Source organism: Halomonas sp. H33-56 (assembly GCF_040147035.1).
Classification (GTDB): Bacteria; Pseudomonadota; Gammaproteobacteria; order Pseudomonadales; family Halomonadaceae; genus Halomonas; species Halomonas litopenaei.
In genome coordinates, this window is the sequence record NZ_JAMSHP010000001.1 from 3,803,936 (window position 1) to 3,817,660 (window position 13,725).

At 65.6% G+C, this 13,725-nt stretch carries 14 protein-coding genes; 10 read left to right on the top strand and 4 right to left on the bottom strand.

The annotated features are described in order from the left end of the window. The first annotated feature begins 48 nt into the window (after positions 1 to 48). Positions 49 to 2,103 (top strand): GGDEF domain-containing protein, encoded by a 2,055-nt coding sequence (locus NFH98_RS16195; RefSeq protein ID WP_306168885.1) that lies wholly within the window; start codon positions 49 to 51, stop codon positions 2,101 to 2,103. An 86-nt stretch (positions 2,104 to 2,189) separates the two neighbouring features. Here the strand turns inward: NFH98_RS16195 and tadA are convergent, their stop codons facing one another. Beyond that, positions 2,190 to 2,642 (bottom strand): tRNA adenosine(34) deaminase TadA, encoded by a 453-nt coding sequence (gene tadA / locus NFH98_RS16200; RefSeq protein WP_045991988.1) that lies wholly within the window; start codon positions 2,640 to 2,642, stop codon positions 2,190 to 2,192. Positions 2,643 to 2,764: 122 nt separating this feature from the next. On the opposite strand from tadA, the gene NFH98_RS16205 reads away from it, so the two are divergent. Beyond that, a complete protein-coding gene (locus tag NFH98_RS16205; protein ID WP_108132364.1) occupies positions 2,765 to 3,580 on the top strand; it encodes an acyl-CoA thioesterase in 816 nt (271 codons plus the stop codon). Positions 3,581 to 3,753: 173 nt separating this feature from the next. Here the strand turns inward: NFH98_RS16205 and NFH98_RS16210 are convergent, their stop codons facing one another. From NFH98_RS16210 to thpD, 3 genes are all read right to left on the bottom strand, one after another. Next, positions 3,754 to 4,107 (bottom strand): DUF488 domain-containing protein, encoded by a 354-nt coding sequence (locus tag NFH98_RS16210; protein WP_045991984.1) that lies wholly within the window; start codon positions 4,105 to 4,107, stop codon positions 3,754 to 3,756. A 142-nt stretch (positions 4,108 to 4,249) separates the two neighbouring features. Further along, positions 4,250 to 4,459 (bottom strand): hypothetical protein, encoded by a 210-nt coding sequence (locus NFH98_RS16215; RefSeq protein WP_108132360.1) that lies wholly within the window; start codon positions 4,457 to 4,459, stop codon positions 4,250 to 4,252. An 89-nt stretch (positions 4,460 to 4,548) separates the two neighbouring features. Beyond that, entirely contained in the window at positions 4,549 to 5,472 is a 924-nt protein-coding gene (thpD, locus tag NFH98_RS16220; RefSeq protein ID WP_348827026.1) for an ectoine hydroxylase, read from the bottom strand. Between the two features lie 178 nt (positions 5,473 to 5,650). Here thpD and NFH98_RS16225 point away from each other — a divergent pair, with 178 nt between their 5' ends. The 8 genes from NFH98_RS16225 (at position 5,651) to NFH98_RS16260 (ending at position 13,722) form a co-directional block, all read left to right on the top strand. Then, positions 5,651 to 6,397 (top strand): Crp/Fnr family transcriptional regulator, encoded by a 747-nt coding sequence (locus NFH98_RS16225; protein ID WP_045991981.1) that lies wholly within the window; start codon positions 5,651 to 5,653, stop codon positions 6,395 to 6,397. 119 nt (positions 6,398 to 6,516) lie between these two features. Beyond that, positions 6,517 to 7,218, top strand: coding sequence for a GntR family transcriptional regulator (locus NFH98_RS16230; RefSeq protein WP_348827027.1), 702 nt, complete (start codon positions 6,517 to 6,519; stop codon positions 7,216 to 7,218). A 74-nt stretch (positions 7,219 to 7,292) separates the two neighbouring features. Then, positions 7,293 to 8,501 (top strand): CaiB/BaiF CoA transferase family protein, encoded by a 1,209-nt coding sequence (locus NFH98_RS16235; RefSeq protein WP_045991075.1) that lies wholly within the window; start codon positions 7,293 to 7,295, stop codon positions 8,499 to 8,501. Positions 8,502 to 8,553: 52 nt separating this feature from the next. Further along, positions 8,554 to 9,846 (top strand): TRAP transporter large permease, encoded by a 1,293-nt coding sequence (locus NFH98_RS16240; RefSeq protein WP_108132357.1) that lies wholly within the window; start codon positions 8,554 to 8,556, stop codon positions 9,844 to 9,846. Positions 9,847 to 9,914: 68 nt separating this feature from the next. Beyond that, positions 9,915 to 10,961, top strand: coding sequence for a TRAP transporter substrate-binding protein (locus NFH98_RS16245; protein WP_045991077.1), 1,047 nt, complete (start codon positions 9,915 to 9,917; stop codon positions 10,959 to 10,961). A gap of 7 nt (positions 10,962 to 10,968) precedes the next feature. After that, positions 10,969 to 11,517 carry a TRAP transporter small permease gene (locus NFH98_RS16250; protein ID WP_108132356.1) on the top strand — a complete coding sequence of 183 codons (549 nt, stop codon included), beginning with the start codon at positions 10,969 to 10,971 and terminating at the stop codon, positions 11,515 to 11,517. A 19-nt stretch (positions 11,518 to 11,536) separates the two neighbouring features. Then, positions 11,537 to 12,484, top strand: a complete 948-nt coding sequence (locus NFH98_RS16255; protein ID WP_348827028.1) for a hydroxymethylglutaryl-CoA lyase — start codon at positions 11,537 to 11,539, stop codon at positions 12,482 to 12,484. Then, the gene (locus NFH98_RS16260; RefSeq protein WP_348827029.1) at positions 12,481 to 13,722 is read left to right on the top strand and encodes an MFS transporter; all 1,242 of its coding nucleotides are present in this window, start codon (positions 12,481 to 12,483) and stop codon (positions 13,720 to 13,722) included. The genes NFH98_RS16255 and NFH98_RS16260 overlap by 4 nt, the downstream gene beginning before the upstream one ends. Positions 13,723 to 13,725: the final 3 nt, after the last annotated feature.

A 13,725-nucleotide genomic window follows, 5' to 3' on the forward strand; every position in this document is an offset into this window, starting at 1 on the left:
CGTAGCGCGGCCAGTCAGGCCGCGAGCCGCCAGGGTTGGAATGCCTGAATGTGGTACACCTCGACACCCGTTGTTCGTCACTACCGGCTATTGAGCCAAGGGCTGACCCTGCTCGCCCTGGTGCTGGCAGTCGCCTCCCTCACCGTGCTCGATACTCGGGTAGCCTCTCTGCCGGCGAATCAGACGACCCTGGCGCTGGCCCTTATCGTCGCCATCGGTCAATGGCGATGGACACGCAAGGGGGTCTTCACCAGTGCCCTGGTGCTATGGCCACTGTGTCTGTGCCTGGTCACTCTGCTATTCGGCACCTGTGCACCGGAAGACTGGCTGTCACTGGAGCGCCTGTCCGAACCCTTCCGTTGGCTGACAACACCTTCGACGCTGCTGGACTGGCGCCCGCCGCTGGTCGAACTGGTCGTGCTGACGCTGCTGACCCTGGGGATACTGGCGCGCACGCGCTCGAGCCTGGGCGTCCCCTTGCTCCACATGTCCTGCTTGCTGCTGTTGCTGCTGGACCAGACACCACTGCATCACTGGCTGCCTTCAGCGGCACTGCTGCACGCCCACTCGCTCACCGTCACCGCCGTCCTCGGCCTGTTGCTGGCCGGCCAGTGGGTGGGCGTGGTAAGCGGCTGGCGTCCCACCCGCGACAGCCTCAGGCGTGGGCTTTGGCCTTCGACACTTCTGGTCGTGATGACCCTGGCACTTTGGCAGTACCTGGAGATTCAGGCCGATGGCGAACTGCAATATCTAGGACAGCGCGAAGGCCGTGCCATGGAGGAACGCCTGGCTGGCGAATTCAATGACTTTCGACACTCCCTGCAACATTTGCAGGTTTTCCTCGAACAATCGCCGCTCCCGCCCTCTACCGAACGCTGGCAGCACCTGACGCGACCTCTTCGCGACCACTTTCCCTACCTTGCGACGCTGCGCTACGTCGAAGTGACCGGCGGCAATGTGCGAAGCCCCGCGACCACAGTCGTCCCCAGGTCCACTGATATGCCTCAACCTGCCGCGGTGCTCCCCCCGGCGGCCCAGATCACTACCCTCGCCATCGACGCTCCTGCACCGACGATGAAGATCACGCTCTCGCTACCGATTCGCCGTCCCGGTGGAAAGCCGCTCGGGCACTTGGCAGCGACCTTGTCACTATCAGCCATGGCCGAGAATATGTATACGCATCCCCCCTCGGGGGCGGGGAGCCTGCAGGTCCGACTTACCTACCACAACCGTCTGATCAAGGAATGGCCCATGGAGGGGCATCCGGCCCCGTGGACAGTATCTGTTCCCCTCGACGCCATTCCCCTGCATCGACCCGACAATAAGGCGGTGACAGTCGACACAGCCTATCTACCGCTCGAGCTGACCTTGCGCCCCGATACCCGATTGCTGACGCGCCTGCGCAGCCGTCTTCCGGCTGTCACCCTGATGCTGGGTCTGCTGTTCAGCCAGTTCCTCTATCTGACATTGTTCAGCCAGCACCAGATGGCCTCCCAGCATCGTGCGCTTGCACGCTCCAACGGAGACCTTCGCCGCGAGGTCCGCACTCGCCATCGCCTGCAGCAGCAACTCAGCTGGCTCGCCGACCACGACGAACTCACCGGTCTGCCGAACCGACGTCACCTTCAGGCCACCGCCCAGACCTGGCGGGCGCGCTTGCCCCTTAGCGTTATTCTTGTCGACATCGACCACTTCAAGCGCATCAACGACTGCCTCGGCCATGCCGAAGGCGACAGAGTGCTCAAGGCGGTAGGTCGACTTGCACAGGAGACCCTGGGGGATGACGGCCTGCTGGGGCGCTACGGCGGGGAAGAGTTTCTGGTGATCATTCCCGAAGGACGGCTAGCCGAAGCCAGCGCTGTGGCCGAGCGTCTGCGGCGTGCCGTCCGACAGGCACCGCTGGCTCATCACGACGGCACGCCACTGACCATCAGCCTGGGGGTGGCATGCCAGGACCAGGCACCGCTAGATCTGGCACGCCTGATACAGCAGGCGGACCAGGCGCTCTATACAGCGAAGCACCAGGGACGCGACCGGGTCGAGCTTTTCGTGGATACCGTCGACGGCGCATCGGACCTGGACACACCGCCCTTCACCACCTGAGCAAGGCTCGAAACCTGTAACGGGAGTCTTGAGCAACCCGTCGGCACCGCCGACGTTGCCTCAGTGCTTTGCGCTGCGGCAAAGGCTCATCGGCGCTCGGCAAAAAACGTCTTGAGCAGGCGAGAGGCTCGGCTCGCCAGCACCCCACCTTCGACCTCCACCTGGTGGAAGTGCCAGGGCTGGGCGAACAGGTTGGCTCGGGACTCGACCATGCCGGAACGAGGCTCCGCGGCACCGTAGACCAGACGCCGGATCCTGGCGTGGATGATGGCCCCGGAGCACATCATGCAGGGTTCCAGCGTCACGTACAGCGTGCAGCCCTCGAGCCGATAGTTCGACAGGCTCACCCCGGCGTCCCTGAGCGCCTGAACCTCGGCATGGGCGCTGGGATCATGGCTCGCCACGGGGCCGTTGGCGCCGCGACCGATGATCTCTCCGGCCGCGTCCACCACCACCGCACCGACCGGCACCTCTCCTGCCTGGGCCGCCCGCTCCGCCAGTTCCAGCGCTCGATGCATGTAAAATTCGTCACTGCGCAAGGTGTTGCACTCCCGTACACTGAGCCCAGGCAAATGCTGAACCATTGTCGCGGGCACGGCAATCGCCACCGTGTCACCGCCATCGACTAGCCGGGCTACCCCGGCGCAAGGAGGATACGCGAATGTCGGACGCCTTGAAGGGTCTGGTAGACCTGCTGGGCCTGGAAATGCTGGAAGAGAACCTGTTTCGTGGACGCAGCCAGGACCTGGGGCTTCCCCAGCTGTTCGGCGGCCAGGTACTGGGCCAGGCGCTGTCGGCGGCCACCCAGACCGTCGCGGCGGAGCGTCAGGTGCACTCGCTGCACGGCTACTTCCTGCGTCCCGGCGACGCCGCCATGCCGGTGGTCTATCAGGTCGACCGCGTTCGTGACGGTGGCAGCTTCACCACCCGCCGCATCACCGCGATCCAGAAGGGCCGTCCGATCTTCTTCTGCAGCGCTTCCTTCCATGGCCAGGAACACAGCCTGAGCCACCAGGCCAGCATGCCCGCCCTCGAAGCAACAGAGCCCGGCGACAGCGACGAGATCCTGCGCTTCCCCGGCCACCCGATCGAATTTCGCCATGTGGAAGACACCGCCGAGGACGGCGCGCCCGCGCGCAAGCGGTTGTGGTTCCGGCTCAATGGCGAGCTGCCCGATGACCCCGCTCTGCATCGCTACCTGCTCGCCTACAGCTCGGATTTCAACCTGCTGACCACCGCCCTGGTGCCCCATGGCATCCGTTTCGGCGACCCCAAGCTGCAGATCGCCAGCCTCGACCACTCGCTGTGGTTTCACCAGGACGTGGCCGTCAACGACTGGCTGCTGTACGACATGGACAGCCCCTGGGCCGGCGGCGCCAGAGGCCTGGCTCGTGGCAGCATCTACAATCGAAAAGGCGAACTGGTGGCCTCCAGCGCCCAGGAAGGCCTGACGCGTCTAAGGGAGCCCCGGGACTAGCGCACAGGGGGGCCATCAGGGACGCCTGAAAACCCCGCTAGCCGGGCTGGCGGTAGGCCCGGTGTGATCGAGAAGGTGGTGTCAAGCCGGTGTAGCTCAGCAGGTAGAGCAACGCATTCGTAATGCGTGGGTCGGAGGTTCGAGTCCGTGATGCCCGGTGGTCCCCCCGAACGTCACCCGGTCAGCATGGCCAGGTAGTCCTTGAGTACCACGGCGTTGTTGTGGGTCTCATCCTTCGAGGAAAACACCAGGGTTACCTTGTGCTGCTGGCTGCGCTCGGCCAGGGGTCTGAGCGTTTCCCTCTGCTCCTTCAGCTCAGCCAGATAGCGCTGACGAAACTCGCCCCAGCCCAGTGCTTCGCTGTGAAAGGCCTTGCGCAGGTCATCACTGGGAGCGGCCTCCTTGATCCATTCATCGATACGCGCCTCGTCCTTGGCGATCCCCCGCGGCCAGAGCCTGTCCACCAGCACCCGATAGCCGTCGTTGTCGGCGGGCGCATCGTAGGCCCGCTTGAGCTGAATCGTCATCGTGCCTCCAAGTCCGAGAATGTGCTCCATCCTTAACAGACGCATGGCCCGGCCGTCACCCCGTGTGGCTTTGGCAGTCGCAGCCGATGCCGATGCCGATGCCGATGCCAATGAGACAATCAGACCAGGCGCCAGCGTCCGACTATTCGAGGCGTTCGAGAATGGTGCAGGAGCAATCCCGCTCCCCCACCTCGTCGATCAGTACCCGATAGCGCGGCAGACGTATGTCGTCACCGTCACCTTCGACCAGGGCCGAGGTATCGATGATCTCGGCGGTGTTACCCGAGGACAACTGGTCCTCGGCTACCATGACCAGATCACGGGCAATCAGCAGGGTGTCGCCAATGTGCATGGGGGCTTCCTCTTGATGGCTCTTTTCTCTTGATGGGGAGCGGCCACGCCCAAGGGCGAAGCCATCTACCGACATTGGCTGGCGCCTGATCATCCCAGTGCTGGCGTGCGCTCGCGCGCCGCCAGGTGCTCGGGCCGTGGGGACTTGGCGCCGAAGGGAGTGACCAGGCGGTTGTCGACGCTGTTGTAGACGAAGAACAGGTTGGAGCGCGGCCACGGTGACAGGTTGCTGTTGGACGCATGCAGCGCGTTGCAGTCGAACAGCAGAATCGACCCGGCCGGCCCCTTGGGCGCCTCGATGCCCTGCTTTTCGATGATCGGTCCCAGCTGCTCTCGGGTGGGTACGCCGATGTGCTGCGCCTTGAGCGAGGTCTCCCAGTTCTGGTCCGGGGTGCGTCCCACGGTGGGAACAAACTGGCGATGGGACCCCGGCACCAGCATCAGCGGTCCGTTGAACTCGCCGTTGTCGGTGAGCATCAGCGAGACACTCAGCGCGCGCATGCCGGGCATGCCGTCTTCTGCGTGCCAGGTCTCGAAGTCCGAGTGCCAGTCGAAGCCACTGCCCTGAAAGCCGGCCTTGTCATTGATCCGCGACTGGTGCACGTAGACACCGCCCCCGAGCAGTTGCTCGACGATCTTCAGAAGCTGCGGCGAGCGAGTCAGGCGATCGAAGCGCTCGGACAATTCGTGCATGCCGAACACCGAACGAATGGCACCAGAGACAGGGTCGGTGATGACCTTGTCGCTGCCGGTCAGCTCGGGATCCCGCTCCATGGCGCTTAGTTCATCGAAGAAGGGCTCAATGTCGTCGGCCTCGAAGAAGCTGTCGAACCAGAGAAAGCCGCGTTCTTCGAATGCGGCCAGCTCCTGCTCGTCGAGCGGCCCGGCCTGGCGCTGCTCGGGCGTCGCATGGACGACCGGGCAATGGCGGGCGATATTGCCCATTGGCGCGTCGAGGCGTGTGGGATAGCCATCATCCGAACGGATCGACAGTTGGTTGGGTGCGTAAGTCATGACTCCGCCTCCGTAACGATTCCAGAATGGATCGCCGTGACCGGAGACGCTGTGCCTTGACCGACCTCGGCGATGGACCCCCATCCTGGGCCTGTATCTACCGCGCCGACATAACCTGAGTTAACGTAAACCCCTAATACGCATTCTCCATCGAGCCTGTCGTGCAAGGAGCCTTGCCGTGTCGAACCGGGACAGCTGCATCGTCAAGCATTTTCGCCACTATCACCCGCTCAGCGATGGCGATCGCCAGCTGCTGGGCGCGCTCGAGAAGTCACCGCTGGAGGTCAAGGCCGGCGATAGCCTTTGGGAGGAACGCGATCCTGCCCAGGACTTCTTCACCCTGAGCCAGGGCTGGGCCTTCTCCTACCGGCAGCTGGAAGACGGCGCGCGCCAGATCCTGGAGGTCTACCTCCCTGGCGACGTGATCGGGCTACGCGAATACGCCTTTCATCAGCGTCTTACCGGCGTCCAGATGATCGAGGACGGCACCATCTGCCGCTTCCCCCACGCCCGTCTGACCGACATCTTTCAACAGTCGACCACCCTGACCTCGATCCTCTTCGCCATGGCCAGCCGCCAGCAGGTGCTGCTGACCGAGCGCCTGGTCAATCTGTCGCGACGCAGCGCCAGACAGAAGCTGGCTCACTTCATCATGGAAATGTACGAGCGCCTGGCCAAGACCGCCGGCCGCCAGGAAGACCACAGCATCCGTCTGCCACTGTCCCAGGAAATGCTGGCCGACGTGCTGGGGCTGAGTCCGGTGCACGTCAGTCGCACCTTCAGCGCACTCGACGAGGAGGGCCTGCTGCACCGGAACCGTCATCGTCTGCTGCTGCCTGATCCGGCCGCCCTGGCCGATGCCGGCCAGTTCGACGAACGCTACCTGGCCGACAGCGTATTCGCGGCCAACGACGCGGTGGGCTAGGACTGGCCCACCACCGGGGAATCACCAGACGCTGCATGCAATTTCGACCAAAAGTCTAACTTCGCCCAGCCATAAAGCCCTCTACTCTTACGATTGTATGCAATGTAAGAGATTTCCTCGTGACTCCGACCACCCCGCTCGAAGCCAGCGGTGCCCGCACGGCCACCGCCCAGGTCCATGAAGCCATCAAGCAACGCATCCTCGACGGCGCCTATCGACCGCTCGAATTCGTGCGTGAGGCGGCGGTTGCCCGGGAACTCGAGGTCAGCCGTACCCCGGTCCGCGAGGCGCTGCGGGAGCTGGTCTCCGAGGGCTGGCTCGAGGCCATCCCCCATCAGGGCGCCAGGGTGACCGAGTGGACCGAAAAGGACGCTCGTGAAGTGTTCGAACTGCGCCTGGTACTCGAACCCATGGCGGTCGGACTCGCCTGCCGACACATCGACGCTGACACCCTCGCCCATCTGGACGACCTGGCCTCGCGCATGGAGGCCCTGACCGAGAGCCCCCTCGATGGTGCGGGCCACAGCGAGCTGGCCTCGCTCAACCACGAGTTTCACCGCCTGTTGATCCATGCCAGCGACAACCAGCGTCTGGCCCAGATCCTCGAGAGCGTGGTGCGTACCTCGATCATCCGACGCAATTTCGCCAGCTACGACCGTTCGGCGCTCAAACGCAGCATGCAGCACCACCGCGAGATGCTGATCGCCATCGGCGCCGGCAACGCCGCCTGGGCGGAGAACGTGATGCGCGCCCACCTGCTGGCCGCGCGGGTATTGCACGTGACCGTCGACACCTCGACCGCGACCTCATCGCCCCCGTGATCCTCCCGGCGCGGCCCTTTTTTGCGTTTCACCCTTCATCTTCCACCCTCGACCTCTGACCACGGACCTCCAACATGAACGAGCTTATCGCCTCACTCCCGCTGGACGACCTCAAGGTGCTCGAACTCGGCCAGCTTATCGCCGGGCCCACCTGCGGCCAGGTACTGGCCGACTTCGGCGCCCAGGTGGTCAAGATCGAGCCACCGGGCAAGGGCGACGCCATGCGCCAATGGGGCCAGACCGACGAGAGCGGCGAACCGCTGTGGTGGAACGTGATCGCCCGCAACAAGCAGTCGCTGACCCTCGATCTGCGCAAGCCCGAGGGCCAGGACCTGCTGCGGCGCCTGGCGGCCAAGGCCGATGTGCTGATCGAAAACTTCCGCCCCGGCACCATGGAGCGCTGGGGCCTGGACTATCAGAGCCTGTCGGCCGACAACCCGGGGCTGATCATGGTGCGGGTCACCGGCTTCGGCCAGGACGGTCCCTACGCGTCGCGTGCCGGCTTCGCGGCGGTGTGCGAAGCCATGGGCGGGCTGCGCTACATCAGCGGCTACCCGGACCGCCCCCCGGTCAGGGTGGGGATTTCGCTGGGCGACACCCTGGCCGGGGTCCAGGGCGCCATGGGCGCGTTGCTGGCGCTGCACCAGCGCGAGAAGACCGGGCGTGGCCAGGTGGTGGACAGTGCCATCTTCGAGGCGGTGATGGCGATGATGGAGAGCCTGATCCCCGACTACGCCCGGGCCGGCAAGATCCGTGAGCGCGCAGGCAGCTTCCTGCCCAAGATCGCGCCGTCCAACGCCTATCCCGCCAGGGACGGCCGGGACGTCATCATCGGCGCCAATCAGGACACCGTCTTCCGCCGGCTGTGCGAGGCCATGGGTCAGCCCACCCTGGCCGATCATCCGGACTACGCCGACCATCGCGCGCGAGGCGAGAACCAGCAGGCCATCGACGAGCTGATCGCCGCCTGGACCGCCCACCACGATGCCCAGCATATCGTCGACCTGCTGGCCGACGCCGGTGTCCCGGCGGGCCTGGTGTACACCGCCAAGGACATGCTCGAAGACGAACACATCAAGGAGCGCGGCTCCATCGTCGAGGTGCCGGACCGCCACGGCAAGCCGCTGCCGATGCAGAACGTCTTTCCGCGGCTGTCGCAGACGCCTGGCAAGGTACGCCAGGTCGGTCCGGCCCTGGGCGAACACACCGAGGCGGTGCTCGGCGACTGGCTGGAACTCGACCAGAACAGCATCGATGCCCTGCGCAAGGACAGCGTGATCTAGCACCGCCAACCAGCGACCACTCTGCCGACAACAACAACCTAGAGGCTCTTGCATGGAACCCCTACTCGTCCTGGCGCTGCTGATCGTATTGATCGCCGTCGGCCTGCCGATCTTTCTGTCCCTGGGGCTGGCCGGGCTCGCCGGCCTGTACATGGCCCGGGGCTCCATGGCGTTCTTCTTCGCGCCGTCATCGCTGTTTGGCCAGCTCAATGCCTTCGAATTGATCGCCCTGCCGCTGTTCATATTGATGGGCAACCTGCTCGGCGCGACGCCGGTGGGCAACAACCTGTTCCAGGCGGCGGTGAGGTGGCTGCACTGGCTCAGGGGTAGCCTGGCGATCTCCTCGGTGGGCGCCTCGGCGGTGTTCGGCGCGGTGTCCGGGGTGAGCCTGGCCGGCGTCGCCGCGGTCGGTTCGATCGCCGTACCGCAGATGCTCGAGCGCGGCTACAGCCGCTCGCTAGCCGCCGGTGCGGTGGTCAGCGCCGGCGCCCTGGCGATGCTGATCCCGCCCAGTGTGCCCTTCATCATCTATGGCGCCGTGGCCAGCGTATCGGTGGCCGACCTGTTCATCGGCGGTATCGTCCCCGGGGTGGTACTGGCCCTGGCGCTGTCGCTCTACATCTTTATCCGGGTGAGTCTGAAGCCCGAGGAAGCGCCCAGCGTCGAGCAACGCTTCAGCTGGCGCGAGCGCTTCGCCAGCCTTGCCCACATCTGGCACGCCGCCCTGCTGGTGCTGGTGGTGCTTGGCTCTATCTATTCTGGACTGGCCACCCCCAGCGAGGCCGCCGGCATCGGCGCCTTTGGCGCCTTCGTGATCGCCGCGCTGATCTTCCGCTGCCTGACGCTTGCCTCCTTCGGCCGCATCCTGGCCAGCACCGCACGAGTCAGCGGCGCCATCCTGCTGATCATCGGCTGCGCCAAGATCTTCGGCGACTACCTCAACATGGTGCGGGTGCCGCAGCTGCTGACCGAATCGCTGACCGCCTCGGGCCTGCCGGACTGGGCGATCCTGCTGGCGGTCATGCTGCTGCTGATCCTGCTCGGCATGATTGTCGATGCGGTCTCGCTGATCGTGGTCACCACGCCGGTGCTGCTGCCGCTGATCCAGGCCATGGGCTATGACCCCCTGTGGTTCGGCATCGTCATGGTGCTGAACCTGGAGATCGCGGTGATCACCCCGCCGGTAGGGCTAAACCTCTACGCGCTCAGGGGGGTCTGCCCGGAGCTGTCGGTGGAGGAGATCATCAAGAGCGCGCTGCCCTTCGTGGCGGTGCAGTTCCTGGTGCTGATGCTGTTCGTGTTCTTCCCCAGCATCAGCCTGTGGCTACCGAGCCTGATGCACTGAAGGGGCCCCGATTCACTCGCCCCGCTGGCCAGGGGCAACAACGACAATGACAAGACGGAGACATTCCCATGAACCTGACCCGCCGCCAACTGCTCAAGACCACCGCCTTCGCCACCGCAGGGGCCTCGCTGCTGGGCCCCCAGGCGCTGATGCCACGCCATGCCCGCGCCGCCACCACCTTCACCGGCGTGACCTACCTGCCACCGTCCTACAAGGCGCTGACCTACGGCTCCGCCGGCTTCGTCAACTACCTGCGCGACAACGGCGGCGACGTGCTTGAGGTCGATTTCTACGACTCGGGCCAGCTGCTCAAGGCCGACGAACAGCTTCCCGCGCTGCGCTCGCGCAATATCGACTTCATGTTCCACACCACCTCCTACATCACCCGCTCGCTGCCGATCCTCGGCATCACCGGGCTGCCCGGTGTCGTCGGCGAGCTGTACCGCCACCCCGAGCGGCTGCGTCAGGGCAGCCCGCTGTTCGACCTGATCAATGAGGAGCTGGCCAAGGAAAACCTCTACATGCTGACCTCCGGCGGCGGCATCCTCGAGCCCGAATACATCTGGAGCACCCAGGACAACGCGGTGCGCAGCCTCGAGGACATTCGCGGCAAGAAGGTCAGGGTGGTCAGCTTCGAGGCCACCTCGGCGCTGGAGGCCTACGACATCGGTGCGGTGCGCATTCCTTCGTCCGAGACCTACATGGCGCTGCAGCGCGGTACCGTGGACGCCGGCGTGTTCAATATCTCCACCATCATCGGGCGCAGCCTGCAGGAGCAGGTGGACGTGTGCTACCAGCTGCCGATCACCGGCTTCTCGGTGGCGCCCTTCATGCTGCGTGACCGCTGGGACAGCCTCGACGACGACAGCCGTGCGATCCTCGAAGATGCCGCCCGCTGGTACGACGAGAACTTCATCAGCCACTGCAACGACGATATCTATCCCAACGAGTACTGGCCTCAGGTGCGCGAGGAGAACGTCGAGATCATCGCCCCCAGCGACGAGGATCTGGCCGCCTTCAACGAGGCCACCCACAAGGTATGGGACCACTGGAAAGGCGAGGTCGGTGAGGAACTCGGCGAACGTGCCATCAAGCTCGCGCTGGGACAGGCCTGAGGTCGCCATGAAAGCGCACGCACAGAGGATCCCCCTCAAGGGCTGGGATGGCGTACTCGCCATCCTGCGCCTGGCCTCGATGGCGGTGCTGGTGTTCATGACGGTGTCGATCTGCTACGACACTGTCATGCGCTACGCCTTCTCCGCCCCCACCCACTGGAGCCTGGAGATCAACTCCTTCCTGCTGGTGTATCTGGCGGTGATGGGCGCCGCCGAGGCCCAACGCTTCGACGCCCATATCCGTATCACCTTCTTCAAGGACAAGCTTCCCGCCAAGGCGCGTCGCCTGCTGGAAGTGTTCACTGGTCTTGCCGGGATGACGTTCTGCGCGATCCTCGCCTGGCGCGGTTATCTGATGGCGGCCCAGGCCTTCGAGTACGGCGAACGGGTGTCCAGCGCCCTCGGCACCCCCATGGGCATCCCCTACGCGCTGCTGCCGATCGGCTTCACCGCACTCGGCCTTCAGTTTCTGATCGACACCCTGGCGAGCCTTTCCCGCGGCGCCCCACTGCCGCCGCCGGACGGCTCCGATCACATCGATGCCACCCACCCTTGAACCCGACGGAGACTCCCGCATGACCACCACGTCACCCGCCCCGATCGAACTGGTCGAGGTCGCCCCACGCGACGGCTTCCAGTCGATCGCCGATCCGCTGCCGACAGAGCGCAAGATCGAGGTCATCCAGGCGCTGCTCGACGCCGGCATCCGACGCATGGAGATCGGCTCCTTCGTCAGCCCCCGGGCGATTCCGCAGATGGCGGACACCGGCGAGCTGATCCGCGCCTTCGCCCATCGCCGCGATGTGAGATTCTCCGCGCTTGTTCCCAACCTCAAGGGAGCCGAGCTTGCGCTTGAACACGATGTCAGCGAGCTGGTCTACGTGGTCTCGGTGTCCGAGGCGCACAACCGCAACAATGTGCGCCAGTCGGTGGATGAATCGTTGGAGGCCTTCGCCCGTGTGGTCGAGGCGGTGCGCGCCAAGGGCAACACCGCCCTGCGCCTGGACCTTGGCACCAGCTTCGACTGCCCCTTCGACGGCAGGGTCGACTGGCGCCGGGTCGATGAGGTGCTCACTAAGGCGCTCGCCATCACCGGCGAGTTGCCGGTGGAAGTCGCCCTGTGCGACACCACCGGTCGCGCCACGCCCTTCCAGGTGGCGGACCACTTCACCGAGCTGACCGAGCGCCACCGATCCCCCGCCCTGTCCTGGGCGTTCCACGGCCATGACACCTTCGGCATGGGCGTGGCCAACGCCCTGTTCGCGGCCCGCCACGGTGCCGCCGCACTCGACGCCGCCTGCGCAGGACTCGGCGGTTGTCCCTTCGCTCCGGGGGCCACCGGCAACACCGCCAGCGAAGACCTGGTCTACGCCCTGCAGGGGGGCGGGATGGCAGGTGACATCGATCTTGGCGCGCTGCTGCACGCGGCCGACTTGATCGCGGCACTGCCCGGCGGCAAGACCGAAAGCCACCTGCGGCGGGTTCCACGTGAGGGCCTGGCCGGGGCAGACGCGGGGGCATGAACCAGCAGACGGCGCCCTCTCCAGCTCCCTCTTCACCGCCCTCTCCGCCTCCCCAGGTCGGTATCGCGCTGCTGGCAACGACCCTGGTGCTGGCCTTCTCGTCGCTGGTGGCGCTGTTTCCCTCGGCGATCGCGCCGACCCTGGCGGACTCGCTGGGGGTTTCCACCGCCACCGTAGGTATCCAGGTCAGCCTGATCTTCGGTGGCGCCATGCTGACCTCGCTGGTCGGCGGGCCTCTGACCCGACGCTATGGCCCCTGTCGAGTCAGCCAGCTGGCGCTGGGGCTGCTTGGCGGCGGCGCGGCGCTGCTGACCCTGCCGTCGCTGGCCACCTTCGCCCTGGCCTCGCTGATCGCCGGGCTCGGCTATGGCCTGACCAACCCCTCCGCGTCGCTTTTGCTGTTTCGGGTTACTCCGCGTCACCGCCAGGGCCTGGTGTTCTCGCTCAAGCAGACCGGGGTGCCCTTCGGTGGCGTGCTGGCGGGCCTTGTCGCCCCCGCCCTGGCGCTGGCCATCGGCTGGCAGGCGGCTCTGGGCTGCCTGTTCCTGGTCGCCGTCATCGGTATTCTGCTATTGCAGGTTCAGCGCCATCACTGGGACCGCGAGCGCGACCCTCGCACTCCTTGGCTGACCACCCCCCTGGCCGGGCTCCAGGTCGTCTGGCAGCGCCCGGCGCTGCGCTATCTGGCCCTCTTGAGTCTCTGCTTTTCTGCCATCCAGCTATCGGTCTCGGCCTTCACCGTGGCGCTGCTGGTCGAGGATCTGGGCGTCGGCCTGGTCGTCGCCGGCGCCACCATGTCCGCGGTCCAGGTCTTCGGCATCATCGGCCGAGTGCTGTGGGGCCTTGTCGGCGATATCCTCGACGATCGCCTGATCACCCTGATGGGGCTGGCCTGCCTGAGCGCCGGTAGCGGCCTGGCCATCGCCACCATGGACGCCGACTGGCCGCGCTGGGCAATGGTCGCGGTGCTGTGCCTCATGAGCCTGTCGGCGCTTGGCTGGAACGGCGTGTTCATGGCCGAGATCACCCGTCTGGCCCCCGCCGAACGGGTGGCCGACGCCGCCGGTGGCTGCCTGGTGCTGACCTACAGCGGGGTGCTTGTCGGGCTACCCCTGCTGGGTGCGCTACATGGGCTGTTCGGCAGCTATACCGCCCTGTTCGGGCTGTTGGCGGGGCTTGCCCTGGTGGGCCTTGGCTTTCTGCTGAAGGCGCGACGGGCCATCGCCGCTCCCGGCTGACCG

Bases quoted from the DNA above. Each gene is read 5' to 3' on its own strand.
- NFH98_RS16215 (WP_108132360.1), bottom strand. From the start codon at position 4,459: ATGCACATTGGCGACACCCTGCTGATTGCCCGTGATCTGGTCATGGTA.
- NFH98_RS16205 (WP_108132364.1), top strand. From the start codon at position 2,765: ATGTCGGACGCCTTGAAGGGTCTGGTAGACCTGCTGGGCCTGGAAATG.
- NFH98_RS16235 (WP_045991075.1), top strand. From the start codon at position 7,293: ATGAACGAGCTTATCGCCTCACTCCCGCTGGACGACCTCAAGGTGCTC.
- NFH98_RS16250 (WP_108132356.1), top strand. From the start codon at position 10,969: ATGAAAGCGCACGCACAGAGGATCCCCCTCAAGGGCTGGGATGGCGTA.
- NFH98_RS16260 (WP_348827029.1), top strand. From the start codon at position 12,481: ATGAACCAGCAGACGGCGCCCTCTCCAGCTCCCTCTTCACCGCCCTCT.
- NFH98_RS16195 (WP_306168885.1), top strand. From the start codon at position 49: ATGTGGTACACCTCGACACCCGTTGTTCGTCACTACCGGCTATTGAGC.
- NFH98_RS16255 (WP_348827028.1), top strand. From the start codon at position 11,537: ATGACCACCACGTCACCCGCCCCGATCGAACTGGTCGAGGTCGCCCCA.
- thpD (WP_348827026.1), bottom strand. From the start codon at position 5,472: ATGACTTACGCACCCAACCAACTGTCGATCCGTTCGGATGATGGCTAT.
- NFH98_RS16240 (WP_108132357.1), top strand. From the start codon at position 8,554: ATGGAACCCCTACTCGTCCTGGCGCTGCTGATCGTATTGATCGCCGTC.
- NFH98_RS16210 (WP_045991984.1), bottom strand. From the start codon at position 4,107: ATGACGATTCAGCTCAAGCGGGCCTACGATGCGCCCGCCGACAACGAC.
- NFH98_RS16245 (WP_045991077.1), top strand. From the start codon at position 9,915: ATGAACCTGACCCGCCGCCAACTGCTCAAGACCACCGCCTTCGCCACC.